The following is a 12,962-nucleotide window of genomic DNA, read 5'->3' on the forward strand; positions in this document are numbered from 1 at the left end:
GATCTCCTCCGCGTCCTGGGCGTCGTCAGCTGCTCGTCGCGCACGCGCCGCGGTCCGCGGACTGCGGGCCTTCGCTGGTCGGCCGGATGTCGAAGTCGAAGATCCCGGTCGGCAGGTAGAGCGAACAGCACGCGTTCGGGATGTCCACCACGCCGGACACCCGTCCCTCGATCGGCGCCGACCCGAGCAGCAGATAGGCCTGTTCCCCGGAGTAGCCGAACTTCTTCAGGTACTCGACGGCGTTGAGGCAAGCGCGCCGGTAGGCCACGGTGGCGTCCAGGTAGAGGTTGTCCCCGGAGTTCTCGTCGACGGAGACACCGATGAAGGTGAGGAACTCGCTGTAGCGCGGCTCGACGCGACCCGGGATCAGCACGGGGTTGGTGGTGATGCCGTACTTCTCCATGCCTCCCTTGATCAGATCCACGCCGAAGTCGATGAACCCGCCCATCTCGATGGCACCACAGAAGGTGATCTCGCCATCCCCCTGTGAGAAGTGCAGGTCACCGCCGGACAGTTTGGCCCCGGCCACGTGCACCGGGTAGTAGACGCGGCTGCCCCGGGTGAAGTTCTTGATGTCGTGGTTCCCGCCGTTCTCCCGGGCCGGGACGGTGCGGGCACCCTCGCGCCCGACGCGCTCGAGCTCCGCCCCGCTCAGCGTGCCGGCGAGGACCCCGTCCTCGAGCGGCGGCAGGGCCAGCGGCGGCACCCGGTCCGGGTCCTGGTCGATCAGCGCCTGTTCGCGACGGTTCCACTCCGCCAGGAGATCGGCGGACGGTGCCGTGCCGAACAGGCCCGGGTGGGTGATGCCGGTGTAGCGCACCCCGGGAACGTGCCGCGAGGTCGCGTCCTGACCATGGAAGTCCCAGATCGCCTTGTAGGCGTCGGGGAAGTGGTCGGTCAGGAATCCGCCTCCGTTGGCCTTGGCGAAGATCCCGGTGTAGCCCCAGCCCTGGCCTGGAGCGTCGCCGTACTCCTGCGGTGGCTGGCAGGGCCCCAGGTCGAGGATGTCGACGACGAGCAGGTCGCCGGGCTCGGCGCCCTGGATCTCAATCGGTCCGCTGAGCATGTGGGCGACGTTGAGGTTGACATCGCGCACGTCGTTCGACGAGTCGTTGTTACCGAGCTGCGCATCCGTCCATTCCCGGCACTCGACCCGGAACTCCGCACCCGGACGGACGGACGCCGCCGGCGGGATGTCGGGGTGCCAGCGGTTGTGCCCCGGCACCGCCTGGTCTCGCATCGACTTCGACTGATCCACGCTGAACACGACCTCGGGCACCGTCATCCCTCCTGCCTCTGCGTGCAGCTGATGCTTCCGCGGGAAAGTATTCCTGTGGGAAGGAGCTGTCAACGAGGGTCACCCCGGGAGCTGGCGGCGGTCAGCTCGCTTGCCGATGCCGTCCTGCGCACCACGCGGCTCAGCTGACCGGCTTCGTTGCTGGCCATGGGGGCGCCGTACAAGCCGAGGGTCGGGGGCACGGCTGCGTCGTCCATGGCGACAACCGAGCAGCCCGCCTTTCGAGGACCCCGCGAGGTCATCCAACAGCGGTGAGGTGCGCTGGCGGCCCGACTGGTCTCGGTTGGCCCGCTGAGCGACCCATGGACCAGCGGACCGGGTGCCGCCGACACCCCGTGAAGGCCCGCACGCCAAGCTGACGTCGCTGCTCCTGGACGGATGCCGTTGTCGACAGTGCGGAGGTGCGGCGTGGCGTGCGGGCAGAGGGCCGGTGGATGGGTGGCCGTAGGCGGTGGGGGGCAGCCAGAGGCTGCGGAGCGGCTTGATGACGCCTCGGCCGAGGGTTCTCGGAACGCTGTAGCGACTGCTTCTGGCCTGTGGCGAGCGCCGGGTCTAGACTTGCGGGTGGCGATGGAGCTCGCCCTTAACCGCCCGACGACGGGCTGATAGCCCCTACCTGATCTAGGTAGGAGTGCGTCATGAGGCGGCCGACACATCGTCCCCCTTCCGGTCAGGACTGCCGCGTCCGCAGATTCGCCGATGACTTGCCATCGGCGATCCTGGGCTTTGATCGCGTTACGGGCGTCGCTGACGTTCCGACGTGCTGTGAATCTCCTCGACCTTCGGTGTCCGCTCGCCGGGCCGGGGGCTGTCCGGAGCTGAGTCGTGGCGTGGTTCGACCTGGGGGAAGCCGAAACGGCGCTCATGGGGAGGGACCAAGATGAAGCTGACGCGGCGGGAACGTCGAGAGCTCGCTGCACTTGGCGAGCGGCTCGCCCAGGAAGATGCCGACCTGGCAGCGCAGCTGTCTCGCCCGATCGAGCCGGCACCCTCGCAGCAACACCACAGTTCTGCGGGCGTGCTGATCGGGCAGGTCCTTTTTGTCGTGGCACTGCTGATGACGACGTGGGGCGTGGTGATGTCGACGTCGAGCGCGATCACGATCGGCGCGATCGTCTTCCTGGCCTGCTGGGTGCCGTGGCTGTACGGATCGGGCACCATCCGTCGCTGACGGCTCCTGACCTCCAGTCGCTGTCCCTGTGCTGCTTCCGATTCTTCCCGTGGAGGTCTGTCCGCCATGTCGCTACCTGATCCAGGCGCCCCATAGCCGCCGGGGCCCTCGGATATCGACCCGGATCTCGAGCCGGCCGATTCCGGCCCGCGCTGGCGAGAGCCACGGCTGATCAGCATGAGTTCGGCGGTCGCCGTCGGTGGCATCGCGGGCGCCGAGGGTCGGTACGGGCTGGGGCTGGCGTTGCCGCACGGGCCGTCGCAGTGGCCGTGGTCGACCCTTCCGGTCAGCATCAGCGGCTGTGTGCTGACCGGGGTGCTGATGGTCGTGATCACCGAGCTGATCGACGCTCACCCACTACTCCGCCCGATGCTGGGCGTGGGTGTGCTCGGTGGCTACACCACCTTCTCCACCTACACCGTCGACGTCCTCAACCTGGCCCAGGCGGGGCGGTGGCCACTGGCGCTCGGCTATGGCGGCGCCACGCCGGTGCTCGCCGTGGTGGCTGCCGCGGCGGGTGCTGCGCTCGCGCGGGCGCCGGACTGAGACAGGACCGCGGGAAGAAAGACCAGCGGTGACCGTGTTGTTGGTGGCTCTCGGCGCGGCCGTGGGGGCGCCGTTGCGGTTCTTGACCGATCGTGCCCCCAAAGGCTGGCTTGCGGGCCGGTTCCCCTGGGGCACGTTCACCTGAACGTCGTGGGCTCGCTGATTCTCGGCGTGGTCGCCGCCGTGGCGAGCGCCCCGGTCGCGGCGCTGGCCGGCACCGGGTTCTGCGGAGCGTTGACCACCTATAGCACCTTCAGCTACGAGACCGTCGCCCTGCTCGAGGGTCGCCTCCGCCTCGCCGGGCTGATCAATGTGGTGGGCAGCGTGGTCGTCGGGGTCGCCGCGGCCACAGCCGGTTGGGCCCTTGGACAGACACTCTGAACGCCCGGAAAGGACACCGCCATGAGCGAGCCGACTCCGTCACCCGCCCCGCACCGGATCCAGCGCAGCACTCCACCGAGCCAAGCCCCGCAGACCCACCTGGTGCTCGGCCACGACGGTCGTCACCGCAGCGACACCGCGCTGATCGTTGCGGCCGATCTCGCCCGCCGGCTGCGCGGCAAGCTGCACGTCGTGCACAGCATAGACTTGTCCGACTACCCGATCGACCCCGACGCCGCCGACTGGGAACAGCAGTCCCAACGCGCCCTCGACGAGCAGTATCGACGGGTTGCCGAAATGCTCGCCGGCTGCGAGACCGGATGGAGCTACCACGCCTGGCGGGGCGACCCCGTCGAGCTGCTCACCGCCGTCGCCGAGGAAACCGACGCCCTGATGATCGTCGTGGGTTCCCGCGGCGAAGGCCCGGGCAAGGTGATCGATCGCGTCTTCGAGCGGTCGGTCTCGCACGGGTTGATCGCTCGACAACCCCGACCCGTCCTTGTCGTTCCACACCGGGACAACCACTCGAATCAGCCACTGACCGCCCGAACTAAGCACGGCGCTACGAGCGGGAAGCCGCAGTGACCACGTGAACGTAGCACTGCTGCGGATCGGGGCAGCGCGGAACGCAGTAACGTCCGCGAGTCCGTCGAGCACCTGCCCGGAGGCGCCAGCGGCACGAGCGTTGCTGCCATGGTGTGCGGGAGGTCACCGGCTCTCGATCAAGCCTGGACGGTCTGGCCGACAGGACGTCGCCGGCCTCGAACCGAAGCCCTCGTCCAGACCGGACGGAGCATGCCCTCCGTACTGACGGGGCGCTCGCCTGTTACCTACCTCAGACTCAGTCAGCCCCACCCTCGATGAGGTAGCAGATCCGGTCGGAGGGACAGCGGTCGGGATCCGGTCTAGAGCCGGGCGGAACGCGAGTGCGGAGGTCGTCGCGCAGAGCGGCGAGTTGCCTGATCTTCGCCTCTACCGCCTCGATGTGCCTGTGGAGCAGCTCGGTCACGTGCTCGCACGGCGGCCCTTCACAGTCCCGGATGCGCAGGATCTCGGCGATCTGAGCCAGCGACAGCCCGAGAGCTTGCGCCGATCGCGCGAATCGCAGCCGCGTCACCGCGTCCTCGTCGTACTCACGCTGCCCCCCAGGCGTGCGCTCCGGCGACGGCAGCAGCCCGGCCTGCTCGTAGAAGCGGATCGTCCGTACCCGCACTCCGGTTCGCGCGGCAAGCTGTCCGATGCGCATCGCCCGAGGCTAGCTCCGACGACGCTTGCCCCTCCACCATGGTGGAGGTTTTAGGGTTGTGGGCAACCGGCAGGACAGGGGGTTGTAGGCCGTGCCCGGCAATCCGCGCCCTTGTCCTCGCCGTATGGAGGCCCTCGCCCGAGCGGGACCGACCCCCTCCCCCGCTCGGGTGAGGCCCTCCAGTATCGCGGCACCCGGAGCCTCGGCCCGACATGCCCGCGCCGAGCGCACCACGGACACGCGCGGGCCCTCCCAGCACGAACCCTGTCTGCCCGCGTCGGCCGCCTGCCACGAAGCCGTCCGTGCGATCGTCTCCGATGACCACAACGCCGAGCAGGGGCTCGCGGCTGCCCGCGGCATCCTCGAGTCGGTGCTCGCCGATTCCGGTTCCGCCGAGTTGATCAACATCGCCGTGCAGCTGACCTCACAACTCGGGTCTGCCCTAGAACGGATCGCCACCGAACAGGGGCTGGCGGCGGCGGACCTGGCCGAGGGCCTCGTGATGCACGCGGCTGCGGCGAGTCCACGCCGCAAGGCGGCCCGATGAGCTGAACACCGAGGCGACCCCGCCGCTCTGCAGGGGGTCGCCCTGCAGGCGGGACCGCGGCCCGTCGGACTACGGCGGGGCACCTTTGCCAGCCAGGTCGGCCGCCGCTCGGCGTGGTCGGCGTACCAGCCCGTTGCGCGCCGACTTCTCGATCTCGGCGGCTGTCGCCGCGAGCGGCTTCCCCATCTGGCGGGTGACAAGCGCGTCGAGCTCGGTGCAGTCCGCCCGATCTCCCGCGCGAGCGCCCGCAGGAGATCGGCGCGCCGCGGCGGCCGGGTGATTCTCAGGCTCGGGGCGCCGCGCTGATCGCGGCCTCCACCGCGGCGTCGCCATGCGCGGTGGGGCGGGCGACGAGCGAGCCACCCGCGGGATCGCCGGTCTCGATGGGGATGGTCATGTCTCCACCCGGTCGGGGGTCCGGACCTCTCCGGTGGTGCTGGCGGCGGCGGACCCGACCCGCCGGGCCAGCACGAGGCCGCAGACCAGGGCGATCGCCAGGATCGCCATGACGTAGACCGACACGGAGATGGACGTCCCGGTCGCGCCGAGGAGCAGGGTGGCCACCGTCGGGCTGATCGCGCTGCCCAGGACGGTAGCGAGCTGGTAGCCGAGGCCCATGCCGGAGAACCGAACCGAGGTGTCGAAGGCGTCGGAGAACAGCGCGGGCAGCACTCCGACTCCTGCGGCGAAGAAGACCCCCCAACCGAGGACGTACGCGAGCACGACCAGCCCGGTCCGTCCACTCGCAACGGCGCCGAACATCAGGGAGACGGCTGTGGCGGTCCCCGCGGCGCCGATGCAGAGCAGGAGGGTGCGTCCGAACCGGTCGGACAGCCAGCCGGACAGCGGCGTCGTGACGAGCTGGACCGCGGTGGCGACAGTGATAGCGGTCAGCACGGTGCCGGCGGGGACCCCACCCGCGGTGCGGGCGTGGCCGACCATGTAGGTGATGGCAAGGATGCTGGCCGCGCTGAAGCCGGTGAAGGTGCCGGCGACGAGCAGGACCTCGTGTCGGTGGTGGCGCAACAGTGAGACGAACGGCGACCGGACGATCGCGTTGTCCCGCCGGGCTGCTCGGAACGACGGTGTCTCGGTGACCTTCAGCCTGATGACCAGTCCGACAGCGACCAGCACGATCGACGCCAGGAACGGCACGCGCCAGCCCCAGGTGAGCAGCTGCTCTTCCGGCAGTCCGCCGACAAGGGCGAAGGCTGCGCTGCCGAGCAGGACACCCACGGACTGGCCGGTGTGCGGCAGGCTGGCGAACAAGCCGCGGCGGCCCTCGGGGGCGAACTCGAAGGCCATGATGATCGCCCCGCCGTACTCCCCGCCGAAGGCGAAGCCCTGGACCAGCCGGAGGACGAGCAGCAGGATCGGCGCGGCGACGCCGATCTGCGTGTAGCCGGGCAGCAACCCGATCGCCAGGGTCGCACCGCCCATGAGCAGGACGGTCAGGACGAGCATTCGCTTGCGCCCGACGGTGTCGCCGAAATGCCCGATCACGATTCCACCCAGGGGCCGCGCGAGATAGCCGGCGCCGAAGGTGAGGAAGGCGGACAGTGCCCCGAGCACCGGCGTCATCTCGGGGAAGAACACGTGCGGGAAGACGAGTGCGGCGGCAGTTCCGTAGATGAAGAAGTCGTAGTACTCGACGGACGTGCCCGCCGTGCTGGCGCCGACGACCCGCCAGGCGGATCGAGTGGTGAGGGCTGAGCGCATGGTGGGACTCCTTCGTCCGGGGCGACTCGTGGTGGGGTGGGCGGTACGAACGCTCACGCCATAAGGCCGTCGTGAGAGCTGCGGTGGGCGCATAGAGTTAGCCCTATGGATGAGTCGATCACGTTGCGTCGCTTGTCCGTGTTCTGCATGGTCGTGGACGCGGGCGGGGTGACGCGGGCAGCGGAGCAGTTGCTGGTGGCGCAGCCGAGCGTGTCCGGTCAACTGCGGTCGTTGGAGCGCTCGTTGGGAGCCACTCTGTTCGTCCGGACCGGCAGCGGCCTCGTGCTGACCGAAGCGGGCGAGCGGGTGTACCAATGGGCCAAGGAAGTGCTGGCGAGCAGCGTCCAGGTCCAGCGGGACGTCGACGATCTGGTCGCCGGGACCGCCGGCTCGCTCGTCGCGGGCGCGAGCATGGCCATCGGCACGTACCTGCTACCCCCGGTCATGACCGCGTTGCGGGCCGAGCGGACCGGGGCCGACATCACGGTGCAGATCAGCGAACCGGAGATCGCTCTCCGCGCGACCCAGCGGGGCACCGTCGACCTCGCCGTGACCAGCTGGATCGAGGGCGAGATGCCTGATGCGCTGGTCGGCGAGAAGCTCTGGGAGGAGCCGATCGTGGTGTGCGCCAGCCCGAACGGCCCGCCCCACTCGGACTCGGTGACCCTCGCCGAGCTGGCGGGACTCCCGCTCGTCGGGGTCCCGACCGGCGTCTCCTACCACCGGATGCTGGTGGAGCAACTCCGCGCGCACGGCGTCCCCGAACTCCCGGCCGTGATCCGGCTGGGTCACGCCGAGGCCATCAAGGAGGCTGTGGCGGCGAACGGCTGGGTCAGTCTGTCGGTCGGGTACACGATGCGCGCGGACCTGGAATCCGGACGGCTGCGAGCCGTCCGGATCCGGGACGCGCACCTGGTCGAGGGCATCGGGCTCTACCACCGCGAGGCGAAGTACTTCTCGCCCCTGCAGTCGGCGGCGATCGAGGCGCTGCGCGAGCTCGGGCGCTCACGATGCGCCGTTACCCACGGACCGTGATGGCCCTGGCCGGGCAGTCCGCCGCGGCCTCCCGCACGGCGACGCGGTCGGCCTCGCGCGGTCGGCCGGGCCGCAGGAAGGCGATGCCGGTGTCGGTATGGAGGTCGAACACCTCCGGCGCCGCCACCAGGCAGTTGCCGTAGCCACAGCAGGCGGTCTCGTCGATCTCGACGTCGGTCATGTCTCCTCCTCGAAGAGCAGCGGCAGATGGGTGAGGCCGAGATGGTTGCCGCCCTGCAGGCTGCTCCAGGCCGGCGGGCCGGCCGCGCGCAACGGCGGTCGCGCCGCCAACTCCTCGAGCAGCAGGACCAGCTCGGTGCGTGCCAGCGGCGCACCGATGCACTGGTGGATGCCCCAGCCGAAGGCGAGGTGTCCGTGGGCATCGCGGTCGGGGTCGAACCGGTCCGGGTCCGGGAAACGCTCCGGATCGCGGTTGGCCGCAGCGAGGGACAGAAGCACCGCATCGTCCTCCGCCACTACGGTCCCGCCGACCTGCGCGGGGCACGTGGCCCGCCGGGCGAAGTTCTGCGCCGGGCTGCGGTGGCGCAGCATCTCCTCCACGAACGCCCGGGCGCGCGTGGGATCGGCCCGCAGCGCCGCCTGGGCCTCGGGATGTTCCACCAGCAGCCACGCCAGGGTGGCTACCGCGTTCATCGTCGTCTCGTGACCCGCGACGGCGAAGGTCGCCAGGATCCCGACCTGCTCGTCCTCCCGGATCGGACGACCCTCGATCTCCGCGTGCAGCAGCGAACCGACGAAGTCGTACCGAGGTCGGGCACGATGGTCGGCGAGCTCGGCACGCATCAGCTCCCCCAGCCGCCGGTGGGACTCCGCGGGATCGGCGTCGACGTACCGGCTCCACAGCTCCTCGGTCAGTGCGCGGAACTGCGCCACCGTCTCCCCGGAGAACCCGACCAGCTCGGTCAGCACCTGCAGCGGCAGCGGCAGGGCGACTGCGGAGACGAAGTCCCCTCCTCCCGCCGCGGCGAAGTCGTCGACGAGACGGGTCACGACCTCGGCGAGGAAGGGACGTAGCGCCCGGACCCGTGCAGGGGACAGGGCCTCGGCCATCAGCGCCCGGTAGGCGGTGTGCAGGGGCGGGTCGAAGTCGATCGGTATCGCCCGCCTGCTCCCGTCGGTGGGGATGCGGTGCCCGGACGCCGAGGAGAACGTGGCCGGATCGCGCAATGCTGTCCGGACCTCGTCGTAACTCGTGACCAGCCAGAACCCGTCGCGGTCCGGTGCGCGCACCGTGCCGCCGAGGTTCCGTGCGGCGCGATAGCGGTCCCAGACGGCCGGCTCGGTCAGCTCCGGATCGTAGGGATCGAAGCCGAACCCGGTGGAGTCGGCGATGGTGCTCACGTTCCGGCCTCGCGCGGCCCGACGAACCCGGTCTGCCCCTCCTCCGAGCCCAGAGCGAGCACCGGTCCGTCCAGCTGCTCCTGCCACACCAGCGACTCCATGCCGATGTGCAACGGGTGGTCCTGGACGGTGTAGACGCCGAGCCCTTCGGGGCCCTGGTAATGGGCGTGCTCGAGCCAGCCCGGCGCCGAGAGCAGCAGGTCGCCTGCCTCCCACTCGATCGTCCGGCCGTCGACGACGCTCTCCCCACGACCCGCGAAGTGGTAGTTGATCGCCACGGAGGAGTGCCGGTGACCGCGCCCGCGACGGCGCGGCGGCGCACCCGGGGGCATGAAGGATGCGGTGACGAAGAAGCTGTGGGTCGCACCCTGTCGCCGCTGGGACGCCGGGTTGTAGAGCGCCATGATCGTGCGCTTGCCGTCCCCCGGCTCCCGGGAGAGGTGCTGTCCGACCTCGGCCCACGGCCAGTGCAGCGCCCGGGACTCGACGACCTCGATGTCCACGAGGAACTCGTAGCCGCGCAGCCGAGCGCCCCGGTCGCCGATGGCGATGTCCGGCGCGGTGCCCCGGGTGTAGGTGGCCGGTGCGTCGGAGGTCCTCGGCTTGGGCTCCCACGACTCGGGCAGGTCCTCGGCGTAGTGCACGCCGAGCTTCTCCAGCAGCGGCGCATTGGAGTAGCTCAGCCGGGCCCACACGTCGTCGCCGTCGTTGCGGAACCGAAAGCCCTGCATCGACGGGATGTTGGCGACGTCGAGGTGCGCGAGTGCGATCTCGTCGCCCTGCACGGTGATCCGGCCGCTGCCGCGGATGCCGATCTCGACCCGGTGTGCGTTCTCCCGCAGGGGCGCGGTCTCCTCGCCCGGCTCGAGGACCTCGATCGTCACGGACACCCCGGGCGCGAGGCCCAGCCCGGGGGCGGTGGCCGCGGGGTGCACGATGCGGCTCGCCCGCCGGCCGTTGGCGGGGCGGGGCGCAGCGGCGAGCCGTTCGATCTCCGACTCGATCCGCGCGCGCGGGATCTTGATCGGGTCCCAGGGCTGGGGCGTGGCGGCAGGCCGGTCGCTCACGTCGACCAGGCGCACGGCGGTGTCGGGACGGTCGTCGGTGAGGCTCATGAGGAGTTCCCTTCGAGTTGACGGCTGGCTGTCGCCGGGGCGACGGCCGGATGGGGACTGCGCAGCGTGACGACGCACACCAGGGTCAGCAGCCCGAGGAACACGAGGTAGGCCGACACCGTCGTGGCGGCTCCGGTGGCCCCGTGCAGGACGGTGGCGACGATCGGGGAGAGTGCGCCGCCGAGGACACCGCCGATCGCGTAGGCGACCGAGGATCCGCTGTAGCGGACGGCGACGGGGTAGGCCTCGGTCAGGAAGGCGCCGTAGGGCCCGGTGGCCAGCCCGATCCCGATGCCGGAGACCACGCATGCCAGCGTGGACGCGCCGACCGAGCCGGTGTCGAGCAGCCAGAAGTAGGGGAACGCCCAGACCGTCAGCAGGCCGGAGCCGATGGTCAGGAGTGTTCGTCTGCCGTATCGCTCGGCCAGCACTGCCGACACGGTGATGGCGGCGGCCCAAGCCAGTGCCGTGCCGATGGAGATCGCCAGCATGGCCGAGGCGGGTACCAGCTGCTCCGCGGCGACGTAGCTCAGCGTGAAGACGAGCACCACGTTGCCCAGCCCGGAGCCGATCAGGTTGAGCCCGGAGGCTGGCAGCAGCACCCGAGGCGCCCGCAGGACCTCGGCCAGCGGTGCCCGGCGGACCTCCTGCCGGGTGCGGGCTTGGCGGAACTCCGGGCTCTCGTCCAGCTTCAGCCGAAGGACCAGGCCGAACGCGACCAGCACAGCGGAGGCGAGGAACGGGATCCGCCATCCCCAGGAGGCGAAGCCGGCCTCGGACATGACGAGCCGCGTCAGGAGGAACACCAGGCTCGCCAGCACGACCCCGAGCGGCAGGCCGAGCTGCGGGAAGGAGCTGTAGACGACGCGGCGGTTCGGTGGGGCGTGTTCGAGGGCGAGCAGCGTGGCGCCGCCCCACTCCCCGCCGACGCCGAGGCCCTGGGCGAACCGGAGGACGACGAGCAGGATCGGCGCGGCGATCCCGATCGACGCGTAGGTCGGCAAGACTCCGATCAACGCCGTACCCACGCCCATGATCAGCAGCGACAGGACGAGCATGCTGCGTCGCCCGATCCGGTCCCCGAAGTGCCCCATCACCGCTCCCCCGACCGGCCGGGCGACGAACCCGACGGCGTAGGTGGACAGTGCGGCGATGGTCCCGGCGACCGGCGAGGCACCCGGGAAGAACTGCGGCGCGAACACCAACGCGGCCGCGGTGCCGTAGATGAAGAAGTCGTACCACTCGATGGTGGTGCCGACGAGGCCGGCGAGCGCGACCCGGCGAGCGCTCGGGGAGGTCCGTGTGGCTGCGGTCATCGCGCACCGAACCGGACGGGCAGCGACGTCAAGGACGGGAAGATGAGGGACGGGTGCCGCTCGGCCTCCCCATCGAGGTCGATCGCACTCACCCGGTCGGCCAGACCGGCGAGCGTCTCTGCGAGTTGGATCCGGGCGAGCGGCGCGCCGAGGCAGTGGTGCAGGCCCATCCCGAAGGCGAGATGGCGGGAGGCGTTCGGCCGGTCCGGGTCCATCCGGTCCGGATCCGGGAACGCCCGTTCGTCGGTGTTGGCCGCGCCGACCACGACCAGGACCTGCTCGCCGGCGGGGAGCACGTTGCCGTCGGAGGTCATGACGTCCTCCGCGGGTATGCGGTTCGCCGCCTGCACCGGTGCGCGCAGCCGCAGCAGCTCCTCACGGATGCCGAGGCGGGTCGTGGGGTCGCGCCGAGCGGCTTCGAGGAGCTCCGGACGCGCGGCGAGGTACTCCACCAGGTTGCTGAGGGACGTGCGGGTCGTCTCGAAGCCCGCGTCGAGCACGGTGTGCATCAGCGAGAGCACCTCGTCCCGGCTCAGCCGGCCCTCGGACTCGGCGGTGAGCAGCCGCTCGACCAGCGGAGTGGGTCGGGTGGTGCGGCCGAGGAACCCGTCGAAGTAATCGAAGTAGAACTGGGATACCTCGTCGAGCCGGGCCTGCTGCGCGGGCTCCAACGGGAAGGGCGAGAAGATCATCAGGAAATCGACCTGGGTGTCGAGCATGAGCGCCCAGTCATCGTCCGGCACCCCGATGAGCAGCCGCAGCACCCCGCGGGGGATGCGCCCGGCGAGCTCCGCGACGGCGTCGAACGGCCGCCCGTCGACCAGGACCCGGTCCAGCTCGGCGGCCACCTCGGCGGCCGCGGCCGCTCGCAGCTCCTCCGAGCGGCGTGCGGTGAACAGCGGCGCGACGGTCCCGCGGAGCCGCCGGTGCACCTCGCCGTCCGTCTGCACCATGTTGGCGCGAAGCCGGCGGGCCGCGGGCCCGGCCGGGAACCAGGCGGGGAGATCCGTGCCGGGCGCCTGCATCCGCCCTGTGGGATCGCGCAGCACGGTCTCGGCGTCGGCGTGCCGCGAGACGATGCGGATGGGGCCGGCCTGCAGGACCGGGAAGTCGTCCCGGAGCGTGCGGTAGACCTCCCTCCGGTCCCCGGCCAGCCAGTCGGGATCGGCGAACGCGGTGAGCGGGTCGGGGGCGGTGGTGGGGGCGGTCGTCATCGTCAGCTCCCTG

The 12,962-nt window shown here is 70.7% G+C and carries 14 protein-coding genes and 1 riboswitch; of the genes, 6 read left to right on the forward strand and 8 right to left on the reverse strand.

What is annotated here, in order from left to right:
* Positions 1–25: 25 nt before the first annotated feature.
* On the reverse strand, positions 26–1,279 hold the full coding sequence (gene fmdA, locus AB0B41_RS00260) for a formamidase (RefSeq protein ID WP_358197774.1): 1,254 nt from the start codon (positions 1,277–1,279) through the stop codon (positions 26–28).
* A gap of 575 nt (positions 1,280–1,854) precedes the next feature.
* A riboswitch (Fluoride riboswitch) is annotated at positions 1,855–1,919 on the forward strand.
* A 258-nt stretch (positions 1,920–2,177) separates the two neighbouring features.
* Between fmdA and AB0B41_RS00265 the strand changes: the two genes are divergently transcribed.
* The 4 genes from AB0B41_RS00265 (at position 2,178) to AB0B41_RS00280 (ending at position 3,980) form a co-directional block, all read left to right on the forward strand.
* Positions 2,178–2,468 carry a DUF3040 domain-containing protein gene (locus AB0B41_RS00265; RefSeq protein ID WP_358197270.1) on the forward strand — a complete coding sequence of 97 codons (291 nt, stop codon included), beginning with the start codon at positions 2,178–2,180 and terminating at the stop codon, positions 2,466–2,468.
* Positions 2,469–2,645: 177 nt separating this feature from the next.
* Positions 2,646–3,014 (forward strand): CrcB family protein, encoded by a 369-nt coding sequence (locus AB0B41_RS00270; protein WP_358197271.1) that lies wholly within the window; start codon positions 2,646–2,648, stop codon positions 3,012–3,014.
* Between the two features lie 105 nt (positions 3,015–3,119).
* Positions 3,120–3,395 (forward strand): CrcB family protein, encoded by a 276-nt coding sequence (locus AB0B41_RS00275; protein WP_358197776.1) that lies wholly within the window; start codon positions 3,120–3,122, stop codon positions 3,393–3,395.
* Between the two features lie 21 nt (positions 3,396–3,416).
* Entirely contained in the window at positions 3,417–3,980 is a 564-nt protein-coding gene (locus tag AB0B41_RS00280) for a universal stress protein (RefSeq protein WP_358197273.1), read from the forward strand.
* A 256-nt stretch (positions 3,981–4,236) separates the two neighbouring features.
* On the opposite strand, the gene AB0B41_RS00285 is transcribed toward AB0B41_RS00280, so the two are convergent.
* Positions 4,237–4,641 (reverse strand): heavy metal-responsive transcriptional regulator, encoded by a 405-nt coding sequence (locus AB0B41_RS00285; RefSeq protein WP_358197274.1) that lies wholly within the window; start codon positions 4,639–4,641, stop codon positions 4,237–4,239.
* A gap of 370 nt (positions 4,642–5,011) precedes the next feature.
* Between AB0B41_RS00285 and AB0B41_RS00290 the strand changes: the two genes are divergently transcribed.
* On the forward strand, positions 5,012–5,188 hold the full coding sequence (locus AB0B41_RS00290) for a hypothetical protein (RefSeq protein WP_358197275.1): 177 nt from the start codon (positions 5,012–5,014) through the stop codon (positions 5,186–5,188).
* 393 nt (positions 5,189–5,581) lie between these two features.
* On the opposite strand, the gene AB0B41_RS00295 is transcribed toward AB0B41_RS00290, so the two are convergent.
* On the reverse strand, positions 5,582–6,907 hold the full coding sequence (locus AB0B41_RS00295) for an MFS transporter (protein ID WP_358197277.1): 1,326 nt from the start codon (positions 6,905–6,907) through the stop codon (positions 5,582–5,584).
* 105 nt (positions 6,908–7,012) lie between these two features.
* Between AB0B41_RS00295 and AB0B41_RS00300 the strand changes: the two genes are divergently transcribed.
* Positions 7,013–7,942, forward strand: a complete 930-nt coding sequence (locus tag AB0B41_RS00300; protein WP_358197278.1) for a LysR family transcriptional regulator — start codon at positions 7,013–7,015, stop codon at positions 7,940–7,942.
* Here AB0B41_RS00300 and AB0B41_RS00305 read toward each other — a convergent pair.
* From AB0B41_RS00305 to AB0B41_RS00325, 5 genes are read right to left on the reverse strand one after another with little or no spacing between them, the layout of a single operon-like run.
* Complete coding sequence (locus AB0B41_RS00305) at positions 7,926–8,123, reverse strand: ferredoxin (protein ID WP_358197279.1); 198 nt, start codon at positions 8,121–8,123, stop codon at positions 7,926–7,928. The two genes, AB0B41_RS00300 and AB0B41_RS00305, sit on opposite strands and share 17 nt — an antisense overlap.
* A complete protein-coding gene (locus AB0B41_RS00310) occupies positions 8,120–9,304 on the reverse strand; it encodes a cytochrome P450 (protein WP_358197281.1) in 1,185 nt (394 codons plus the stop codon). The genes AB0B41_RS00305 and AB0B41_RS00310 overlap by 4 nt, the downstream gene beginning before the upstream one ends.
* Entirely contained in the window at positions 9,301–10,419 is a 1,119-nt protein-coding gene (locus AB0B41_RS00315) for a hypothetical protein (protein WP_358197282.1), read from the reverse strand. Before AB0B41_RS00315 ends, AB0B41_RS00310 begins: the two co-directional genes overlap by 4 nt.
* Complete coding sequence (locus AB0B41_RS00320) at positions 10,416–11,735, reverse strand: MFS transporter (protein WP_358197283.1); 1,320 nt, start codon at positions 11,733–11,735, stop codon at positions 10,416–10,418. Before AB0B41_RS00320 ends, AB0B41_RS00315 begins: the two co-directional genes overlap by 4 nt.
* A complete protein-coding gene (locus AB0B41_RS00325) occupies positions 11,732–12,949 on the reverse strand; it encodes a cytochrome P450 (RefSeq protein WP_358197285.1) in 1,218 nt (405 codons plus the stop codon). Before AB0B41_RS00325 ends, AB0B41_RS00320 begins: the two co-directional genes overlap by 4 nt.
* Between the last annotated feature and the right edge of the window lie 13 nt (positions 12,950–12,962).

It is taken from the genome of Pseudonocardia sp. NPDC049154 (genome assembly GCF_040648315.1).
Classification (GTDB): domain Bacteria; phylum Actinomycetota; class Actinomycetes; order Mycobacteriales; family Pseudonocardiaceae; genus Pseudonocardia.

Coding starts and splice junctions, on each gene's coding strand:
- AB0B41_RS00320 (WP_358197283.1), bottom strand. CDS start 11,735: ATGACCGCAGCCACACGGACCTCCCCGAGCGCTCGCCGGGTCGCGCTC.
- AB0B41_RS00305 (WP_358197279.1), bottom strand. CDS start 8,123: ATGACCGACGTCGAGATCGACGAGACCGCCTGCTGTGGCTACGGCAAC.
- AB0B41_RS00325 (WP_358197285.1), bottom strand. CDS start 12,949: ATGACGACCGCCCCCACCACCGCCCCCGACCCGCTCACCGCGTTCGCC.
- AB0B41_RS00315 (WP_358197282.1), bottom strand. CDS start 10,419: ATGAGCCTCACCGACGACCGTCCCGACACCGCCGTGCGCCTGGTCGAC.
- AB0B41_RS00280 (WP_358197273.1), top strand. CDS start 3,417: ATGAGCGAGCCGACTCCGTCACCCGCCCCGCACCGGATCCAGCGCAGC.
- AB0B41_RS00270 (WP_358197271.1), top strand. CDS start 2,646: ATGAGTTCGGCGGTCGCCGTCGGTGGCATCGCGGGCGCCGAGGGTCGG.
- AB0B41_RS00285 (WP_358197274.1), bottom strand. CDS start 4,641: ATGCGCATCGGACAGCTTGCCGCGCGAACCGGAGTGCGGGTACGGACG.
- AB0B41_RS00265 (WP_358197270.1), top strand. CDS start 2,178: ATGAAGCTGACGCGGCGGGAACGTCGAGAGCTCGCTGCACTTGGCGAG.
- AB0B41_RS00300 (WP_358197278.1), top strand. CDS start 7,013: ATGGATGAGTCGATCACGTTGCGTCGCTTGTCCGTGTTCTGCATGGTC.
- AB0B41_RS00295 (WP_358197277.1), bottom strand. CDS start 6,907: ATGCGCTCAGCCCTCACCACTCGATCCGCCTGGCGGGTCGTCGGCGCC.